The organism is Methylocystis sp. H62, from assembly GCF_015709515.1.
In the GTDB taxonomy this organism is placed as follows: domain Bacteria; phylum Pseudomonadota; class Alphaproteobacteria; order Rhizobiales; family Beijerinckiaceae; genus Methylocystis.
Genome location: NZ_JADNQZ010000043.1, coordinates 50,199 through 68,288, shown reverse-complemented (window position 1 = coordinate 68,288; position 18,090 = coordinate 50,199). Strand labels below are relative to the sequence as shown.

Annotated in this window: 15 protein-coding genes and 1 pseudogene; 2 read left to right on the top strand and 14 right to left on the bottom strand. The window is 56.1% G+C overall.

From position 1 onward, the window contains the following. Positions 1 to 39 precede the first annotated feature (39 nt). Both IYY11_RS04365 and IYY11_RS04360 read right to left on the bottom strand, forming a co-directional pair. A complete protein-coding gene (locus IYY11_RS04365) occupies positions 40 to 1,119 on the bottom strand; it encodes a transposase (RefSeq protein WP_196402883.1) in 1,080 nt (359 codons plus the stop codon). A 302-nt stretch (positions 1,120 to 1,421) separates the two neighbouring features. Then, positions 1,422 to 1,983 (bottom strand): annotated as a pseudogene (locus tag IYY11_RS04360) (IS5 family transposase); the annotation flags it as partial. Between the two features lie 373 nt (positions 1,984 to 2,356). Between IYY11_RS04360 and IYY11_RS04355 the strand changes: the two are divergent. Then, on the top strand, positions 2,357 to 3,541 hold the full coding sequence (locus tag IYY11_RS04355) for a transposase (protein ID WP_210331233.1): 1,185 nt from the start codon (positions 2,357 to 2,359) through the stop codon (positions 3,539 to 3,541). A gap of 307 nt (positions 3,542 to 3,848) precedes the next feature. On the opposite strand, the gene IYY11_RS04350 is transcribed toward IYY11_RS04355, so the two are convergent. The 10 genes from IYY11_RS04350 to IYY11_RS23700 all read right to left on the bottom strand — a co-directional run bounded on the left by IYY11_RS04350 (position 3,849) and on the right by IYY11_RS23700 (position 13,906). Beyond that, the gene (locus tag IYY11_RS04350; RefSeq protein ID WP_196402882.1) at positions 3,849 to 4,283 is read right to left on the bottom strand and encodes a GtrA family protein; all 435 of its coding nucleotides are present in this window, start codon (positions 4,281 to 4,283) and stop codon (positions 3,849 to 3,851) included. A gap of 9 nt (positions 4,284 to 4,292) precedes the next feature. After that, a complete protein-coding gene (locus tag IYY11_RS04345) occupies positions 4,293 to 5,042 on the bottom strand; it encodes an SDR family NAD(P)-dependent oxidoreductase (RefSeq protein ID WP_196402881.1) in 750 nt (249 codons plus the stop codon). Then, entirely contained in the window at positions 5,039 to 6,373 is a 1,335-nt protein-coding gene (locus IYY11_RS04340; protein WP_210331232.1) for an FAD-binding oxidoreductase, read from the bottom strand. The genes IYY11_RS04345 and IYY11_RS04340 overlap by 4 nt, the downstream gene beginning before the upstream one ends. 15 nt (positions 6,374 to 6,388) lie before the next feature. After that, a complete protein-coding gene (locus IYY11_RS04335) occupies positions 6,389 to 7,960 on the bottom strand; it encodes a UbiA family prenyltransferase (protein ID WP_246719613.1) in 1,572 nt (523 codons plus the stop codon). Between the two features lie 426 nt (positions 7,961 to 8,386). Further along, the gene (locus tag IYY11_RS04330; RefSeq protein WP_196402880.1) at positions 8,387 to 9,499 is read right to left on the bottom strand and encodes a hypothetical protein; all 1,113 of its coding nucleotides are present in this window, start codon (positions 9,497 to 9,499) and stop codon (positions 8,387 to 8,389) included. 243 nt (positions 9,500 to 9,742) lie between these two features. Then, a complete protein-coding gene (locus IYY11_RS04325) occupies positions 9,743 to 11,536 on the bottom strand; it encodes an asparagine synthetase B (protein ID WP_196402879.1) in 1,794 nt (597 codons plus the stop codon). Between the two features lie 89 nt (positions 11,537 to 11,625). Further along, a complete protein-coding gene (locus IYY11_RS23710) occupies positions 11,626 to 12,048 on the bottom strand; it encodes a lasso peptide biosynthesis B2 protein (protein ID WP_196402878.1) in 423 nt (140 codons plus the stop codon). Between the two features lie 3 nt (positions 12,049 to 12,051). Next, complete coding sequence (locus IYY11_RS04315) at positions 12,052 to 13,092, bottom strand: hypothetical protein (RefSeq protein WP_196402877.1); 1,041 nt, start codon at positions 13,090 to 13,092, stop codon at positions 12,052 to 12,054. Positions 13,093 to 13,208: 116 nt separating this feature from the next. Continuing rightward, positions 13,209 to 13,514 carry a PqqD family protein gene (locus IYY11_RS23705; RefSeq protein WP_196402898.1) on the bottom strand — a complete coding sequence of 102 codons (306 nt, stop codon included), beginning with the start codon at positions 13,512 to 13,514 and terminating at the stop codon, positions 13,209 to 13,211. A 245-nt stretch (positions 13,515 to 13,759) separates the two neighbouring features. Continuing rightward, positions 13,760 to 13,906 (bottom strand): lasso RiPP family leader peptide-containing protein, encoded by a 147-nt coding sequence (locus IYY11_RS23700; protein ID WP_196402876.1) that lies wholly within the window; start codon positions 13,904 to 13,906, stop codon positions 13,760 to 13,762. 936 nt (positions 13,907 to 14,842) lie between these two features. Here IYY11_RS23700 and IYY11_RS04300 point away from each other — a divergent pair. Next, positions 14,843 to 15,835, top strand: coding sequence for a site-specific integrase (locus tag IYY11_RS04300; RefSeq protein ID WP_312029695.1), 993 nt, complete (start codon positions 14,843 to 14,845; stop codon positions 15,833 to 15,835). Here IYY11_RS04300 and IYY11_RS04295 read toward each other — a convergent pair. Both IYY11_RS04295 and IYY11_RS04290 read right to left on the bottom strand, forming a co-directional pair. Then, entirely contained in the window at positions 15,832 to 16,953 is a 1,122-nt protein-coding gene (locus IYY11_RS04295; protein ID WP_312029697.1) for a glycosyltransferase family 4 protein, read from the bottom strand. The two genes, IYY11_RS04300 and IYY11_RS04295, sit on opposite strands and share 4 nt — an antisense overlap. 8 nt (positions 16,954 to 16,961) lie before the next feature. Then, complete coding sequence (locus IYY11_RS04290) at positions 16,962 to 18,089, bottom strand: EpsG family protein (protein WP_196402873.1); 1,128 nt, start codon at positions 18,087 to 18,089, stop codon at positions 16,962 to 16,964. Between the last annotated feature and the right edge of the window lies 1 nt (position 18,090).

Here is an 18,090-nt window from a genome sequence, read left to right as displayed (position 1 = left end):
CTGGGTTTGAGGGCGTCGCTTGGCGCCCATTCTTCGGCGTCAGGCGGCGGCGGTTCGTTGGAGAAAGACCAGCCGCTTGAAGTTGTAAACGAGGTTCGCCATGCCGATTTTCACTTTGGCTCTGGCGATCCCGATCGTGCGGATAAAGAGCCCCATTCGATCCTTCTGCTCGGCGAAGACGTGCTCGACGCGCGAGCGGACTTTCGACTTTTCCGCATTGGCGCGGCGCATGGCTTCGGGCATCGGCTTGCCCTTCGGCTTCTTTCGATGAACGCGGCTGACAAAGCCGTTCTTCTCCATGAACGTCTCATTAGCCGCCGAACGATAGGCCGTGTCTGCCCAAACGCTCGATGCCGTGTTGGTCTTATCGAGCAAGCCGTCGCGCAGCCGCGCGCCCTCATAAGCGGCGGCGTCGGTCGCCGACCATGTGCGGATGAAGCCGAAGCCGCGGTCGATCGAGATGTGGTTTTGATAGCCAAACAATGGGATCGCGATGTCGCAGGGCGGCGTCGAGCCGTCCTCTTTCGTCTTCGCCTTGGTGAACTTCACCGTCCAGCGCGCGTCGCGATCTTTCTGGCGCAACTTGGCGGGCTTCGCTTTCCAGTCCTCGGGAATGCAGCCTTCTTTAATGGCCTGCTTCTCTTCCTGCGTGTTGCGCTGCCGCGGCGCGGCGACGAGAGTCGCGTCTATGATCTGTCCGGCCATGGCGATGAAGCCAGACGCCCGCAGCGCTGTGTCGAAGCGCGCGAACAAAGATTCGATCGCGCCAGCTCTGGTGAGTTTTTCCCGGAACAGCCAAATCGTGCGCGCGTCCGGAACCCGATCAGCAAGCGACAGCCCCAGAAACCGCATGAACGACATGCGGTCGTTGATCAGAAACTCGGCGCGCTCGTCCGAGAGATTGTCCATCGCCGCAATGACGAGGATCTTGAACATCATCACCGGATCGAACGGCGGCCGGCCGCCCTGCGACCCGTCGCAATAGCCAAGGGCTGCAACGAGATCGGCGCGGAACATCTCAAAATCCACCGCCGCCGCGAAGGCTTCCAGATGATCGCCAAGACCGCTCAGCCGCTTCAAACGCTCGTCGACATCAAAAAATCCCGCCTGACCGCTCATCGACTCGCCTCCGATCCCTTCCGCCAAAGGGAATCAGAAACCGGCCCCCGCCGCCAGTTTTTAGAAGCGTCCACCTTGTCGTCTCGAATGATACGCGCACTTGCAACAGAGGACGATCCGATCCGTGCGCCGGGCCATGTGCGCCTCCATCGGCTTAAGGCGTGACGACACGCCGCCGAACGCGCATCACCCCTCCCCCCTTTTGCTCGAAACTGTCTGCGACAAATCGACTCGCTGTCGCGGAACTCTCTGGCTCTAGCCGACAAGGACGGCCCCTTCCAACCGTTCGGGCAACGGATGTCGTCGGCGAAGAGATGCTTGACCCACGGCCAGCGCTTGCGAATGGCGTCGAGGAATATGCTGCGCGCCTGCGGAGTAGGAAAATATCCGCAGATTGACCATGAGCAGCCGTCCTCCGTATCCACCACAATGTGGCAGCGCCCTTTGATTTTCTTGCCCGGCGTCGTAACCTCGCGCTTGCGCCGCCTGGGCCTTGACCGATTGGCTGTCGATGACGCCAGCCGAGGGGCTCGCCGCGCGGCCGGCGCGTTCGCGGTCGATCATCAGCGCCACATCGTGAATGGTTTCGAACAGAAAGCGGCGCATGAAGCGGCAAAACCACCAGTAGACGGTTTGCCAAGGCGGAAAATCTTCGGCAGCATACGCCAACCGCAGCCGGCGCGAGCGATATAGCGGATGGCGTTCAAAACCTCGCGCAGGTCGACCGAGGGCTTGCGCCTTCTGCGCGCCGGCGAGGGAAGGAACAGCTCAACGCGCTCCCACTCTATCGGTCAAATCCGTCGGACAACGCATGGTCTTCTTCTCAAGGGCGGCCATCTTGGCGCGCTTCGCTCGGGTCCACATCCCAAGCTTGAGTCATGTCGCCAATGCGCCTTCAACGGTCTCTAAGATTAGAGACTTGATTATTTCTATCTGTTTAAAGAGCCGCAGTAAGTGTTGGCCGTATTTCCGCTTCTCTTCCAAGTTCTCTTCGCCCTTAGCAGCGTGTTGACGAAGTCTCGGTCGCCTGATTCTGTCTGAAGAACAAAAACTCTCGACGGACTGCGTCGATGGCGATGGGGCGTGAGGGCGAAGTCCAGGGCGACCTCATGATAAGTTGGGGGGAGATGCCGCGTTCGCCAGGCCATGTGTTTTACGACGGTCTCCAGAAGCTTTTGGCTGAAGCCGGCTTCGACGCTTTCGTCGAGGAGGTATGCAAGCCGTATATGCGCCGAGGATGGGCGCTCCGTCGTTGCCGCCTGGCCGTTATTTCCGCATGCATATGATCGGTTATTTCGAAGGGCTCGACAGCGAGCGCGGCATTGTCTGGCGCTGCTCGGATTCTAGATCGCTGGGAGATTTCATTCGGCTCGGCAAGCGCGACAAGGTTCCCGATCATTCCTGGTTGTCGAAGACGCGCAGCCGTCTGCCGCACGAAGTGCACGAGAAGGTGTTCGCCTTCGTCCTGAAGCTCGTCGCCGAGCATGGTCTGGTGAAGGGCGAGCGGCTCGGCGTCGACGGGTCGACGATGGAAGCCAACGCGGCGCTGCGGACGATCGTGCGCCGTGACAATGGCGAAAGCTATCGCGAGATGCTGACGCGGATGGCCAAGGAAAGCGGTGTCGAGACGCCGACGATCGACGACCTGATCCGGCTCGACCGTAAGCGCAAAGGTAAGAAGCTCTCCAACGAAGACTGGACGAGCAAGACCGATCCGGAGGCGAAGATCGCCAAGATGAAGGACGGCTCGACGCATCTCGCCTACAAGCCCGAACATGCGGTCGATCTCGACACGGGCGTGATCGTGGCGGCGCCGATCCACGAGGCCGACAAGGGCGACACGACAACGCTCGATCCCACGCTGAAGGAAGCGGAAAAGAATCTGTCCGCCGTCGGACTTGCGCCGACGCCGGAAGATCCTCGCGATCTCGTCGCCGACAAAGGCTACCATTCGCGCGACGTTCTGAAAGACCTCGACGACGGCCCATGGAAGACGCGCATTTCCGAGTCGCGACCGAGCACGGGCTATTCACGATGGCATGGCGACGACGAGGCGCGAGCGGCGGTCTATGGGAACCGCAACCGGTTGAAGTCGGGTGTCGGCAGGGAGGCCATGCGCAAACGCGGCGAGATCGTCGAGCGCAGCTTCGCCCATGTTCTGGAACGCGGCGGGATGCGCCGCACATGGTTGCGAGGTCGCGAAAACGTTCACAAGCGCTATCTTGTTCATGTCGCGGGCTACAATCTCGGCATTTTAATGCGCGCGCTGTTCGGAGCCGGCACTCCAAGAGAGGCCGCAAGCGCCAAAAACGCACTTTTGCTCGTCATTCAGACCAATGTCGCGATGGCCATTGTCATAGTCGCCGAGATCGACGGCGAAATGGCCTTGCTCGCCATCGTCGCCGCGCCCGAGGCCGATTGATCAAACAGCGACTTCATCACCGCGCTGTTAGGACAACCTTTCGGAATGCTGACCAAGCACACGATAACGTGGTCGCCGATACGAGAGTTGCGCACCGCCGGCAGCACGTCATAACCGGTTCCGATAATGCCGTTTGAGTACATGATCGAAATGCCGCTATTTGGCGTTCCTTCAAGCCGTCCGCCTAGTTGCGCCAAAAGTCGATCGATATCGTCTCTATCGAAGCGCCCCTTATTGCCGGGCTCCCATGACGAATCATGGTGAGCCAACGAGTCTGAGTTCACATAAATTCGCAATGCTCAGGGCTTCAGCTTGGTTGAAACGTAAGAAGACGATGTCCGAAATAGCTGGAAATCGTTGGCACTCCAATCGCAATGCCATGACCGAGAGGCTCCGCCAGCGGGCTAATGAAACCGACGGCTGGAAACGCGTAATAGACGAGCGCCATTGAGACCGCCCAGACCTGAGCGATTCCAGCGAGATTGACAAGGATGAAGAATTTCACCTGACGCTCCAAAGGTTGGTCCGAGGCTGGAAAAACGAAGCGGCGAAACAGCGCAAAGGCGACCGCCATGCCGATCATATAAGCCATAGCGACAGCGGCTGAAAACCCCATCAGGCGTTCGAGGGGAAAACGCGAGAGCCAGTTGACGGCCGCCGCGCATCCGCCGAGAGCGAGGAAGCGCACAAATTGCAGCGCCTCCGCGCGCGCGTTCAGGCTCGTCTCGCCTTGTGGCGTCATTGGCGGCCCTCAAATGTCGAGCTTGTTGAAGATGAAAGTCGGAAGATGGCGGATCAGCAGCATGATCCAACGCCAGAAGGCCGGCGCGTAAACGACGGGGCCGCCGCGTTCTGCCGCCTTGACTATAACCCGCGCCACCGCTTCCGGTTTCGCCCAGAGCAGGCCTCTCTTTTCGAAAGCGGCGGTCATGGGCGTTTTGATAAACCCCGGCTTGACGATGACCGCACGAGCGCCAATCGGAGCGAGCTTATGCGCTATTCCCTCAACGAGGCGGGCCAAGCCGCCCTTACAAGCGCCGTAAATAAAATTCGATCGCCGCCCGCGATCGCCCGCCACCGATCCGATCACGAGCAACGCGCCAGACCGTTGCCGTTCCAGGACGGCGCTTGCCGCCAGGCACCAGGCGACGGCGCTGGCGAAATCGGTCTGAATAAGTTCGCGAACTGCGTCTGGATCGGCTTCGAGGCGTTTTTGCTCGCCGAGCGTCCCATAGGCCAACAACATGATGTCGAGTCCGCCCAGCTTCTTGACCATCGCATCCAATTCGACGTCAGCGTTCAGTTTGGAGCAATCGAGGGCGACCGCGGCGACCTCCACCGCGCCGCGCGTTTTCAAGTCTGAGGCGATCACATCGAGACGGCGCGGATCTCGCGCGACAAGGACGAAGCGCGCGCCCTGCGCCGCCCAAATTCGCGCCGCTGCCTCGGCAATGGCGGAGGCGGCTCCAAGAATGATGATCCCCTTGTTGACGCCTGTCATTCGGCCACTCTGCGCCAGAAGTCAGAGTTCATGATGGGGTCCTTGTGTTCGAGAAATTCACGCCAGCGCGGGAAGGAGCGCCGGAACATCTCAGGCGAAAGCCGTCCATCCTTGGCCGGGTACAGCGCGCCGCCCGCTTCGCTGACAATCACGTCCAAGCGCGACAACAGGTTTAAAGTGTCCACTCCGCGATTGGGAAAGTCGATGGCGAGCGTCACGCCCGGGCGTGGAAATGAAAGCAGACCAGGCGACGCTCGCTCTCCAAAGGTTTTCAGCACCGAAAGAAACGAGGCCTGTCCAGAGCGTGCGATTCCATCAAGCAGACTTGTAATGGCAACCCGCGCCTCATCAGCAGGAATTACGCACTGATATTGGAACATACCACGCCGCCCATAAAGCCTATTCCAATTGAGAAAGGCGTCGAGAGGATAGAAGAATGGCGCGTAATGCTGACGGGCGATTCCAGTCTTCGCTTTGCTCGCTCGAAAATACAATTCATTGAAGGCGGCGACGCTGAACCGGTTGAGGAGGAAGGCCGGTGCGTCGAACGGAACATTTTTCCAAGCCTGATCGTCATGTGGCGTGAAAACCTCGTCCTCGCGCCAATTCGCCCGTGAAAAGATGCCTCGCCCAAAGTTCGCGCCGCGAGAGCTGCAATCTATCCAAGACACCGTGTGCTCGAATTTTCCGACGCTTTCCTCGGCAATGGTCCAAAACTCGTCGAGCCCGACATAGGGGATGATCTCCACGTCAAGATAGGCGCTGCCGATCCTCTGAAGCTGAATTTCCGCCCACTCGATAACGCCGGTTAGACCAATGCCGCCGATCGTTGCCGCAAACAGCCTGGGTTGGTTGTCTTTTGTGACGACATGGCTAGAGCCGTCGCTGCGCAGAAGACCAAAGCAACTGACATGACAACCAAACGAGCCCGCCTGGTGATGATTTTTACCATGGACGTCATTGGCGATCGCGCCGCCTAAGGTCACGAAACGGCTGCCAGGAGTCGTCGGCAAAAACCAGCCGCGGGGAACGGCGAAGGCCAAAATTTGCGACAGAGATGCGCCGGACTCAGCGCGAAGCATTCCCGTCGTCTCATCGAAAGCGATGAGACGATCCAGGCCGCCCATGTTGATTACCGCGCCGCCGCTATTGAGACAGGAGTCGCCGTAAGAGCGACGCAAACCGATCGCAAGACAAGAGGTCGATGCGCTGCCGTCGAGCAGCGCAGGCAATTCATCACAAAAACGTGGCGCAGCGACCTCTTGTAACTGCCGATGAACTCGTCCCCACGACAACACATCATTGCGGCTAATGAAAGGAGTAGGACTCAAGATAAAGCGTCTCGATCACAGGACTGCGGCGATAAAGATCGCGCCCATCGCAGCAGCATAACAGAGGCTCAGCCGATCCTTCAAAGCGAAGGCCACGGGATCGTCACGCAATTGGCCGCGGTGGCACAGCAGCCATACTCGTGCGAGCCAAAGGAAAATGATCACGGCAAAGCCCCAAAGGAAATCCGGGTGTTTGTAGAACCCCTTTGGGAAAGCGTCTTCGATTAGATAGATGACCATGATGAGGACCGCCGCCATCATCGTAGCGACGCCTGTCGCCAACACGAAGGGCGCGTCGCTGGCCTTGTAACCGCGACCTGGCGCAGCCTCTTGCCCATGCGCGGCCATGCGGGTGATTTCGGTTTGCCGTTTTGCCAATGATAGCGACAGGAAAATGAACATCGAAAAAACAATCAGCCATGGAGAAAACGCCACTTCGGTTACGACAACCCCGATGGCTAGGCGCATCGTAAAAAGCGTCGCTAGCAGGAAAACATCGATAATCGGTTCCCGCTTCAGTCGGAAGGAATAAGACAGGCTGAGAGCGAGATAGAGCGCGAGCATTCCGACGCATCCCGCGCCGGCGCCGAGCGCCAGGCCAAGCGCGGCAATGCAGCAGGCGACGATCAGTCCCACACTTAAAGCTATCGGCAGCTCGCCGCTCGCGATCGGCCGATGTTTTTTCGACCAATGTTGACGGTCTTCATGCAAATCCCAAAGATCGTTGAGCAGATAGGTTGCGGAAGCGAGAAGACTAAGAGCCAAGAAGGCCTCTAGTGCATGAATCCATGCGATAAGGTCCATCGCCTTGCCACCGAGAATCAGCGGCACAAAAATGAGCGCATTCTTCGCCCATTGATGCAAGCGTAAGCCGCGCCTTAGCCCATCTAAACCAAGCGCTCGGCGCGGAAACGAGGCCATAATGTCGGCGACCTCGCGAACTCGCAGGAAGAGACGGGGAGATGCGCCAGCGAAGACCGCGCCCAAGGAATGACGCCAGACATGAATGTCGGGATAGGAGTCGCCGGCGTAAATGAAACCATTGGGATAGAGTCGGCGCAGCTCCTCGGCCTTGGCGCGGCCTCGCATGTTTGCGCGACCGTCTGAACTGATGACTTTGGAGATGAACGAAAAACGCTTCTGGATCTTTTCCGCGATGGCTCGATCGGCGGCCGTGGCCAGCACGATCTCGCGGCCAAGTCCCGCTTCGCGTTCGGCAAACTCTTGCAGCGCCAGATTGATCGGGAAGCGATTGATATCTTCTTCCGTAACAACTTCCGCCAACTTTTGCTCTACAACAGCACGCCCTTTGAGTGTCCAAAACCGAACCCGCCACGCCTTCGACCAGTCCCGCTTGAACAGCAATAACAACGCCTCATGGAGCGTGTCAGTTGTGACAAGGGTGCCATCCAAATCAAGAACCAACGGAAGCGCCAATTCACAATTCAATGCTGGAATATCATCTGCTTCGCGACTAACAGCTTGTTTGGACATGCCCACTCCCCCCCCCCAGCTGAACCGCTCGTCTGGCGCTTGACGGTTGAGCTCCTTTGCCAGCGCCGGACGGAAGACCTCGAAGTCGATCAATTCTTTGAGCCGTGTCAGCGGCTCAGCGGCTCGCCGACTTCTGAGAGCTTGTGATGCCGCTCATCAAGATCGAACAAGCTGGGCTGCCGTACCATCGTGATTCCCTCCGCACCCGTACGCCAATTGAACAGCGCCGGCGATGGTCGCGCGAGTTTCTTCGAGGCGTCCGATAGCGCCAATCAACCCGTCGGTGGATTCTGACGCGAAACGCGACAACCTCGAGTCCTTGGTTTCTATGGGAGAGTAGCTCCGGTCACGTCTGCAATCACCGAATTGGCGGGCTTTCAGCCTTGCAGGGTGTTGGGGTTTCGAGCCAGTTCGGCGTATGCAGCTGTCGCACTTCGCGTCAGAATTCCCCATGGACGAGGCGCTTATGGACATCCAGAATCCTCGGAAGCTAAAGTGGGATGAAAAGACGAAGGCATTCTACCGTAAATGGGCCAGCCCCCCCAACGTGAGAATGATATCAAGTAACTGTGCGTACGGCTGCTCAACAGAGCCCCCGACCCACGTCATGACACCCGGTGATATCAGCATCATTGAAACTGTAAATATAGCAAGGTGAACACGAACTGCCTCCATGCTTGTGTCAGCGCTCATATATCTGATTAGGAGTAAGAAGGAAGGAAACGATGTCACGGCGAATACCCTTGTGCCATCTGTAGTAATTAATGTTGCTAGCGCGGGCAGCACAATAGCGCCGCTGGCTATTAAGGCACGAGTAGCATGGCCGCCATTTGAAATCATGTATAAAACTAACACCCACGAAGCTGAAAACCAGCTATAAATCTGAACTGGCCAAGCTTGCAAGAAGCCCCTTAATGAGAGACGTAGCCAACCGCTAACAACGCTAGCTCTCGTGTGAACGTCAACGTTATTGTGTAGATACCATAACTCCAGAATGGCTCGCGCAAATAACATAGACAATACCGATAAGCATATAATCTTGATAAACTCCCTGTCGATAGCGTATGCGCATATCGCTAAAGCAGCAAGCGCAACCAGACCCTGTTCGACGTTCGTAAAACCAAACAAAAGCCCTGAAAGAACGGCTCCACGCCAGTTTCTATCGAAGAGAAGAAGCATGGAGGCTGCAAACATCCAAATGTCGTAATGACCAATTTTGCCAATGGCCACAACCCCAGCCCCGGACCCACAAAGTGCGATCCAAATAAATTGCCGCGTCGAAGCTTCAGGAAATTGGCGTTGAACAAGGCGCCAGGCTAAATAGAAAATGACGCAAACCAAAATAATATGTAGGATACACCATTCCAATTCTGTGTGGATTCCAACGTAATGGGCAATAATAGGGCTAATGATGGAAAGACCCTTGTAATCAGCCAGCGGCGTCGGGAAGGCTTCGGCTATTGCAATTACATCGCCATCTGCGCCGTAGTAAAATCCAACCCCTGACCTGAGAACAAAAATCAAGATAATGATCAAGAATGAGACATGTGGATCTTGCTTTATAATCCACCGAGCCGTCTGGAGAGGTGGAATGTTGCTTAAGTTATTAAAGTTGGGCAAGTCTTGGCTCATATGCCTTAACGCCGCTTCAAGGCGCGGATAGATGATGACAGAATATAAAAGCTTAAGCCAGCCGGAACGTCAAATAGGGATGCCCAAATAATACATCCCTTGCATGAGGTTGCTGCTCTCCGGCGGCTCATTTGCGACTGGGCGCCCGCGCCTCCTGAAAATCGCAAGGCGACGGCCGAACTCCGGCCGCTTCGAGAATGATCCCCAGGCGATAGTTGACCATGCTAGTCCTTACGAGCGTCTCTATTGCTGTTGCCGCGCTGACAGCCAGTGCTGGAGAGCAAGCAACCGTAGAATCATACGACTTGGCATAAGACCCGTCGGCCATTCCGCCGGAATTTTCGACATGTCAACGTATCGAGACAACTCTGGACTCTGTAAGATAGGAGGAAACGGGTGCCGTTCCCTGGCTCTATTCGAAGGGACGGCGGACAAGTAGGTCTTTTCCCTTCTCAATACAGATTCCGGCAGCATGCCAGTCATGCTTTCGCGGATCAAGGCCTTCCTATGACACCACGGCACGACGGGCACTGACGACAGAAATTGCATCATGCGGACATCGAGATATGGATATACCGCTTCGACCAGCCAACCTCCGATGCCGGGATCGAAGGATTCGAACACGCCCTGGCAAACTGGGTGACGAAGATGCGCAACAGTATGAGGACGCCATGGATGCGGCGCGCCGGAGTTTGAGCAATCATCAAGCACTTTACTCCGCACCCAAGGGGGGTATTCTTGCACGGGAGGCGGCGTCATTCGGGGCGTAAGCGCCGTCCCGATCTTCCGAAGCGCATCCCCCAAGCCCCTTGCGCGCAGCGTAGAATAAAGGGCCGAACCGAGTCTTGTGAGACGGCCTGTGTTGAGAAGCCACAGCAAATAGGGTCTGAAATCTGCGTAATTGAGCGCCTCATCGGCTCCATGACCAACGAACAATACTCGAACGTCGTTCAGCGGCCCTCGCTTTATCGCATCGATCCACACCGAGTGATTTAAAACAACCTCATGGGGCTCGGGCGGCATTAGGCCCTTCTGCCACCATTGAGGGTCATAAAACATCTCGTCCGTGTTTTCGAGAGTGATCGGAATCCCTATGTGATCCGCCGCAGCAGTCGCATACCTCGGCTCGTCGTCGTAAATCAGCGTCTCGCTATAATTGGTCTGCACAACGATGTTGTTCGCGCCCTTTCCAAGAATTTCTCGGATAAACGCGACCATAGTCGTAGAGTCGAGCCCGCCGCTCATCTCACTCCCGACTCTCTCAATTCGAATTCGGTCCCCGATGACCGTTTTTGCGAGCTCCCGAAAATGCTCGTGATATTGTTCACGTTTTTTGTAATAAATCGGTTCTCCGACATCAAATTCCCAATATTTTTTCTTTGTTTTTCCACAACGCGACAGTTCTAGAATATAAGCCGGCGGAAGCCTTTTAATCTGACGGTATGCCGTTCTTTCGAATTCGACCTTGAAGTGAACCGCTAAGAAATTTGAGATCCAAATGTCATCAAGTTCGTCGCCGATCTCTGGATGCAGTCTGACGCATTCGAGTGAATTACTACAAATCCAGCACTGCCCGGCGCGGGCATAAAACAACGGCCGCACTCCTAAATGGTCGCGGACGGCGTGGATTTGCTCCGTTTTCGCATCCCAAATCACGAAAGAATAATCGCCAATCAGGCGCTCAACCAGTTTGGGGCCCCAGCGATGGTAGGCCCGCAACGCCATCTCAGCATCGGTTGGCAAATGTTTTTTGGAGGGGTCAGCGCCAAGTTCTTTCCAGAGCTGCTCGCGCGCATCAATGCGAATATCGCCAGCCAGCCATGCGTCGCCATAAACAGTGCAAGGCTGGCGCTCCAAATGAGATTCCGATGCTGTATAAAAGGCGGCGTGTGCAAGCCCGACATTGCGGTTTGCCCCCAAAATCGCGTGGCGTTGTTCGTCAGGGCCCCTCGAAGAAAGAAAATTCTCCATTTTTATCAGGAGGGCTTCGTCGATCGGCGTTCCATCCGTGTTCCACAACGCAACAAATCCGCTCATTGCCCATCCTAGATAATTTGATTTCCCTACGTGGAAAAACTCGGATCCCTAAGAGCGAAACGCATTCCCAGCAACCTCAGGGCAAAGCGTCAAGCCGCTCCGCGCCCGATCTCCCATGAGCAAAGCCGCGTGAAGCCTGGCGCCTCAACGCTGCCGATTATTGCGTTGCCGTCATGTTCAAGCCAAGCGTGCGCCTCAAACCCACTGTCTCCTCGTCTCACGCCGATATGAAGTGTGGATTTGTAACCGTATTTGGCCAGTAACCTACTGGCCGCCAACGCCCGAACCAAGCAGGTTGGATTAGGCGTAACTTGCCGTGCGATCTGGGTCGCCCAGATTAGCTTCGCGATTGGGACGAATTTTTCTGTTCTTACGCACGACGTTAAGATCCGAAGGTCTTCGAATCTAAGGAGATGCAGGCCCAGCCTGCATGCGAGCATTATCAGTGCAGCATTGAGCAAAAGCGCCTGATCTTGCGTCTTCAAAGACAAAAACTTCGTCAGCTTTTGCATTTTCTATTGCCCAACCATGCGCTCGTATACAGCGCTAAGGACCTCAAATCGCCGAGGATAACACAGTCGAAACACTGGGATTCTCGACAAGACCTGCCCGGTGACTTGAAGTTGTTGTACGAGCCCTTCTTCGGTCTGCGCTACCGAATTAAACGTCGACCCGAGTAAAATCAATGTAGCATCCCTACTATGCAACTTTTCAACACTCACAGCATAACCATCGTCACTATTTTCTGGCTCAACCAGCAAGTATAGAGCTTTTAGGGGGACACCTTTATCTACCCTCTGATTCGCCGCGGGAGCAATGAGCTGCTTCTTCGAAAAAGGGCTCGTCAGGACGTCGCAAATTTCTTCCGGCAAAAGGACGGCGGCGGTCTCGGGAAATAGTTTTATCCTTGGCGGGCCTGGGTGAGCAATGACAAATCGGTCGCACAAATTTGCTCGCAATAGATCATCTGTCACCAAACGAGCGCCCCTGCTCATGCAATATGACGCTAACGTTGATTTACCTGCACCACTATCTCCCAGAAAGCCAAAAGCCAGACCTCCAGCTTCTACGACAGTTGCATGAAGCTGAAGCGCCTCGTCGCGGATTCGCAACAATGCGAAGCTCAATGCAAAGCTCACCAGGAAGCTAACGTACGCTTCGGAAATGTCACCGCGCGGGTCGCAGAGGATCGAACGACCGTCGGAAGCAATGAAAAAATCAAAATGCTCATTCCAACTGAGATAGCTCGACCCATCCGGAAGAGGCTCGTGTCGATACCATTTGGGTTCGCCCACAGACGCCCGATGCGATCTAAAACTATTGAAAAAGTCAGGAGGCGCACGCGCAATGTTAATTGCTGGCGGCGCCGCATCGGAGCCGCCCTGTAGCAAAAGATCGATGTCGCTGGCGATGCTGAGCCCGTATACTTGGAACCGGCGCATGTTCAAGAGAACCTCATTTTTCGCGACACGCTGGCGATCTGCGCCTTGACTGTCAAGAACCTGCTTACTTTTCCAATCCAGGGATAATGAGTAGTGCTGGAGGTTACTCTCCATTAGCGCAGTGCTTCAAGCCTTTGCTGAGTTCATGGCCCAGCGCCGTGGTATGGGCGGAGGTGAACGGGCAGAACGCCTGCTTGCCGTTAAAAACCGGCCTACCGCTCGTGGCGTCCTCATCCACTAGCGGTTTTTTCTGGCGCTGGAACCTCTTGCACCAGGCCGGCGTCTCTGAGCTGTTCGAGCAGGTTCAAGATGTCTTTCTCGCAAACATCGAGTTCGACCTCAAACCTTCGCGCCACTTGGTCGCGTATGTCGACTACGCACGCTGGCGTCTGGATTAACGCCCAGACAGCGAATCCGACCTCGTTCAATCCGTAATAGACGCAATCTTCGAGGCTCAAGATCACAGCCTCGCCTTCTAGCTCACAGGACGCCTGATTGCTTGTCGCCGCTACCCAAGAGTCAGTTGATAGATTCATAAAAGACCGCCCATGTTCGACTTTCTCGCCGCCATCCGCGTCGATGACACGCGCCAAAGTCGAAAAGTCAAGCGCAAGCGACGCCGACGATTATGCCGCGCGCGCCATTTTTATTCGTCACGACTTCCTGCAAACCGCGTTAGACCTGAAAGGACGAGACCGTCGGCCTTAATCGAGATCGCTCAACGCGGAGAGAGCGCACCCGTCGGGTGCGCTCTCTCCAATGTCTCGAATCGCCCAATCAGTCAACGTGGGCAACTTGTGTCTTTTTGTTCGCCGCACCCCATGCCTTGACCATCGTTCCCGTACTTAACCCCACTGTTTTTTGTAAGCTCGGCGAGCGAACCGTACCGCGAGAGCGCCGGCGCGACATATTTTTTACGAGACGTCATGCTCGGTTCTGACTCCGCCACGTCTCTCTCTGGCGAAGGATTCCCGTCGGGCCCGGACATGTTGATTCCTCAAATCTGGAGATAATAGCGTAAACTCTATTTCCCAGCGGAAGCTTTGTCAACCGCGCGCGAGGTTCAGCAGCCAATTCTGTCATTTTCATGTATCTGAAATAGCTAACAAAATAAGACATGCGCCGATGCGCTTTATATAGTGCATCCGTATGGATAACTCCGCCAGTTTCGGCTCTTCGCTTGTCCCGGGGAGGCGATTCGCCGTCGGCGCCATCGCAACCCGACTCGCCTTTCTAACGATTGCTTATATCACACTGCATTTGCCCCGAACTGCAGGGAAAGGGATCTTGCCCGCGAGCGCCAAGAGGCGTTATCGCACGCTGAGGCGAAGCGAGGGGGATTTTTTGACGTCGTTTTCGCCGCGCGACCAAAGCCTGACCGGAGCAGGTGCGCGGTCAGCCGCGCGCCCGCTCAAGGGCGCGAATTGCTAATTGGCGGCCCATCCGATGGCGAGCCAGTAACTCTCGCGACCTCCTGCAAGCGGATTGAGCGACAGATTCAAACCCAAACGCCGCGAAATTGAAGTTTGCACAAGCGGTGCGTTCAGCCGCCGGACACGCGTTGTCTGCCAAGGAGCTCGATTAGCGATTCGCTTTGCGCCAGAGGCGTACGCCAGGCCCTTCGTCTGGGGCGCCGATGAATTCGATTCCAGCCGCTTCGAACGCCTTCTGCACCTCAAAAAGGGTCGATGACCGACTAGATGGCACGCCTTCGGAGGCCTCGAATCTCTTAATCGTCTGCACGCTTATTCTGGCGTGTGTAGAAAGTTCGATGACGGACCAACGAAGAGCAGCGCGAGCGGATCGAATCTGTGTCGAAGTGATCATTGACCTTACGGCGCTAGTGGTCTATATAGACCCGTAAGTGAGTCCAATCAGACCAATTGGGAATCAGGTGTCGAACTATAGATCCACTCTCGTCTCCGATCTCAAGGATTGGCGTTCTGCACTTTCTCGGATCGAAGGTGCATACTCTGACAATACCCTCCGATCGTATCGCGCCGACATGGCGACCTTCGAAAAATGGTGCGCGGAAGCACGGCGACGGACGCTTCCTGCGAGCCCGGAAACGGTCGCGGCCTATGTCGAGCATGAAGCGGAGCGCTTCTCAGCTGCCACACTTAAGCGTCGACTGGCGGCTGTCAGCAAGGTTCACAAACTTCTGCGCCTCACAAACCCCGTCGTAGACGAGGACGTGACAATTGCTATGCGACGTGCGTTCCGACGGCGCTCCGCGAGACCCCAACAGGCGCTAGGCCTGACCAGCGAATTGCGCGATCGGCTGATTGCGGCGTGCCCGAACTCTCTCACCGGGAAACGCGACCGTGCGATAATGGCTCTTGGTTATGACACGCTTTGTCGTCGCTCTGAACTTGTCGCGCTTCGCGTGGAGGACTTGAGCACATCAACTGATGGATCAATTCAAGTTCTGATCCGCCGATCAAAAAACGATCCGTACGGGAATGGGCGCCTCGGGTATGTTTCGCCGGAGTCGAATGCATTCGTGCAGGATTGGCTAGGCGCGGCGCGGATCAAGACAGGCTATATTTTTCGTTCTGTCCGTAGCGAATCCATTGCCGAATCCGCACTACATCCTTTCACAATCAACCGGATCTTGAAGCGGACAGCATGCACAGCGGGACTTCCTCCCCAGATCGTCACGAGGCTATCAGGTCATTCAATGCGCGTCGGCGCCGCTCAGGACATGATCGTTTCAGGACTCACCATCCTGCCAATTATGCAGGCCGGAGGGTGGAAGTCGATGAATGTCGTTAGCCGATATGTTGAAAACGCCAACCTCAGCGCATTGCTTGAAAAAGCTCGTGCCGCCATCCGAAGAAAAGATCAAGCCGGCTAAACAGCAATTTCGTGATAGACAGCGAGCGTCTGCGCGATCACGACACGCTCGTCGAATTCAATTAAGGCCTTTACACGTGCAGCCTCTCCGAGACGCCGAGCGAGTTCCGGATCGTCCTGCAGCATGGCGATGGCTCTTGCCAGCGCTTCAGCGTTACGGACGGGTACTAACAGTCCGTTCACGCCGTGCGTGACCACTTCTCGGCATCCCGGAGCATCAGTCGTAATCAGAGGTCGTGCGCATGCAGCCGCCTCGATGAGGCTTTTTGGCAAGCCCTCGCGATAGCTGGGCAAAACCACAATACCCGCGTCGGCCAGCAAAGTAGGCATGTCGCTTACATGGCCGAGCCATTCAACAAGCCCTTCCGCCTGCCACCCAAGTAGGGTTTCTTCCGCTATCGCAGCCGGATTGCCAGGATCTGGATCGCCAGCGAGAACGAAGCGAAGGCGCCGACTCTCCGATTTGAGGAGCCGGGCCGCCTCGACCAACTCGCCAACGCCCTTGTCCCACAACATTCGCGCAGCGAACACAATGCGCAAAGGTTCCCCGACAGAAGCGGGTTCGTCATTCGGCGGAAGGAAGCGCGAGCAGTCAACGCCCGAACTGCGTACTAGACGAATCTGCTCCAACGGAACGATGCCGACCTTTTCGAATAACTGAACGTCATCGTGATTCTGTAAGATTAAGCTCGCGCGATCGCCGCCGAACGCAGCGCGCATCAATAAACGTAGCAAGGGCCGTAGCAGCTGCGCCTTGAAGGAGTCGCTAATGAAAACATAGCCCATCCCTGTGACCGAATTGAGCCGTCCCGCCTTCACCAGGCGTGCGATGAGCCCTCCGTAAACGGCGCATTTAATGGTAAAGGTGTGTACGATGTCAGGCCGCTCTTTGCGCATCAAGCGCCACAGCCAGCTAAGCAAAGCCAGTTCACGCAGCGGATTGAGGCTCATGCGCTCCATCGGCGCCGGAATCCATCGAAACCCCGCGGCGCGAAGCTTCTCGCCGTAGGGCCCTGGGGGAGAAACCAGTAAAAGATCGTGGCCCGCATCGCGGAGAGCGGCGGCAAGAGAGCGCCTGAAATTATAGAGATACCAGTCGGTGTTCGCGAACAGGATCACCTTCAAACTCAGAACTCCAAAAGATAAAATCGGTATGGCAGCCAATAGCCGGCGTGCGTGGCAAAGTTCAACCACACGAAAAGAACTACAGAGTAATACAGCAACACGGCTGCCGTTAATTGGCGCGCGCTTTCGGGTCTGACTGGCAACAGTTCACCGCGCGGAGACGAGGCGGTCGAGTTTGTAGAAGCCAGACGACGCTTGACTTTGACGCCAATCGCATCGGGAAGGCGAGAAAAAACCGCGAGCTGTAAGGGCAGCATGTAAAGCGCGATCCGATCGATCGCCGCGCTCGCGGTGGTAACCGCGAATACTCCCAACATCCCCAGCGAAAAAATTGCAACCCAAGTCCACAAACGCCGTTCGGATTCGGCAAATTGAAATTTCTGTCGCCAAACCAAAAAAATCACAGCCGGCAATGCGTTCATCAGCAGTCGCACCATCGCGCCTTCTGATTGATAATCGGCGACGACGTAGTTGACGTAGAGCGACTCGGCATCCTTCTCCAGAAGCAGCTTGTATGCCCCTGCCGTGATCACTGCAATCCATCCAACTGTCCAGAGTCGACTGCGCGCCGTCGCGAGCGCCGCGAGCGGTAACAGTAGGACAGCTGATTTATGGAACGTAGCTCCCAAGAGCACCCACGCCGCGAACCGGATGTTAGACTTGTTGCCCAGGGCCACCAGTCCAAGCATTGCCGCGCCTAATGCAATAGCTTGACGAGTGTATCCCATAGCGACGACTACCACTAGGTATGGAACTGCGACTGCCAACGCCAGCCAGGGCCGGGGCTGGGCTCGGCAAAACCGCATAAGGCCAAGTGTAAAAATTGCGCCTCCAATAACATTGACGCCAAATATTCCCCAGTCCATCTCCAAACTAAATGAGTTCAGTAACCCATAACCAGGGTCTAGTTTAGTCGAAATTCCATTGGTAGCTATCTCTTTCAACATCTTCAGATATGAGCCCCAATCGCCGCCCACCTGATAACGAAAGCCTATGAGCAGGGCGAGGAATATTCCAAAGGACACCCAAATTACCGAGCCTCGCGCCTGATTGGGCCGGCTGAGCCTCGAACCTGCCGAATTCAGAGCGGCGCACGCCGGCAGCAAAAACATGACCCAGTACGGCCACATC

Bases quoted from the DNA above. Each gene is read 5' to 3' on its own strand.
- IYY11_RS04365 (WP_196402883.1), bottom strand. From the start codon at position 1,119: ATGAGCGGTCAGGCGGGATTTTTTGATGTCGACGAGCGTTTGAAGCGG.
- IYY11_RS04355 (WP_210331233.1), top strand. From the start codon at position 2,357: ATGGGCGCTCCGTCGTTGCCGCCTGGCCGTTATTTCCGCATGCATATG.
- IYY11_RS04350 (WP_196402882.1), bottom strand. From the start codon at position 4,283: ATGACGCCACAAGGCGAGACGAGCCTGAACGCGCGCGCGGAGGCGCTG.
- IYY11_RS04345 (WP_196402881.1), bottom strand. From the start codon at position 5,042: ATGACAGGCGTCAACAAGGGGATCATCATTCTTGGAGCCGCCTCCGCC.
- IYY11_RS04330 (WP_196402880.1), bottom strand. From the start codon at position 9,499: ATGAGCCAAGACTTGCCCAACTTTAATAACTTAAGCAACATTCCACCT.
- IYY11_RS04325 (WP_196402879.1), bottom strand. From the start codon at position 11,536: ATGAGCGGATTTGTTGCGTTGTGGAACACGGATGGAACGCCGATCGAC.
- IYY11_RS23710 (WP_196402878.1), bottom strand. From the start codon at position 12,048: ATGCAAAAGCTGACGAAGTTTTTGTCTTTGAAGACGCAAGATCAGGCG.
- IYY11_RS04315 (WP_196402877.1), bottom strand. From the start codon at position 13,092: ATGGAGAGTAACCTCCAGCACTACTCATTATCCCTGGATTGGAAAAGT.
- IYY11_RS23705 (WP_196402898.1), bottom strand. From the start codon at position 13,514: ATGAATCTATCAACTGACTCTTGGGTAGCGGCGACAAGCAATCAGGCG.
- IYY11_RS23700 (WP_196402876.1), bottom strand. From the start codon at position 13,906: ATGACGTCTCGTAAAAAATATGTCGCGCCGGCGCTCTCGCGGTACGGT.
- IYY11_RS04290 (WP_196402873.1), bottom strand. From the start codon at position 18,089: ATGTGGCCGTACTGGGTCATGTTTTTGCTGCCGGCGTGCGCCGCTCTG.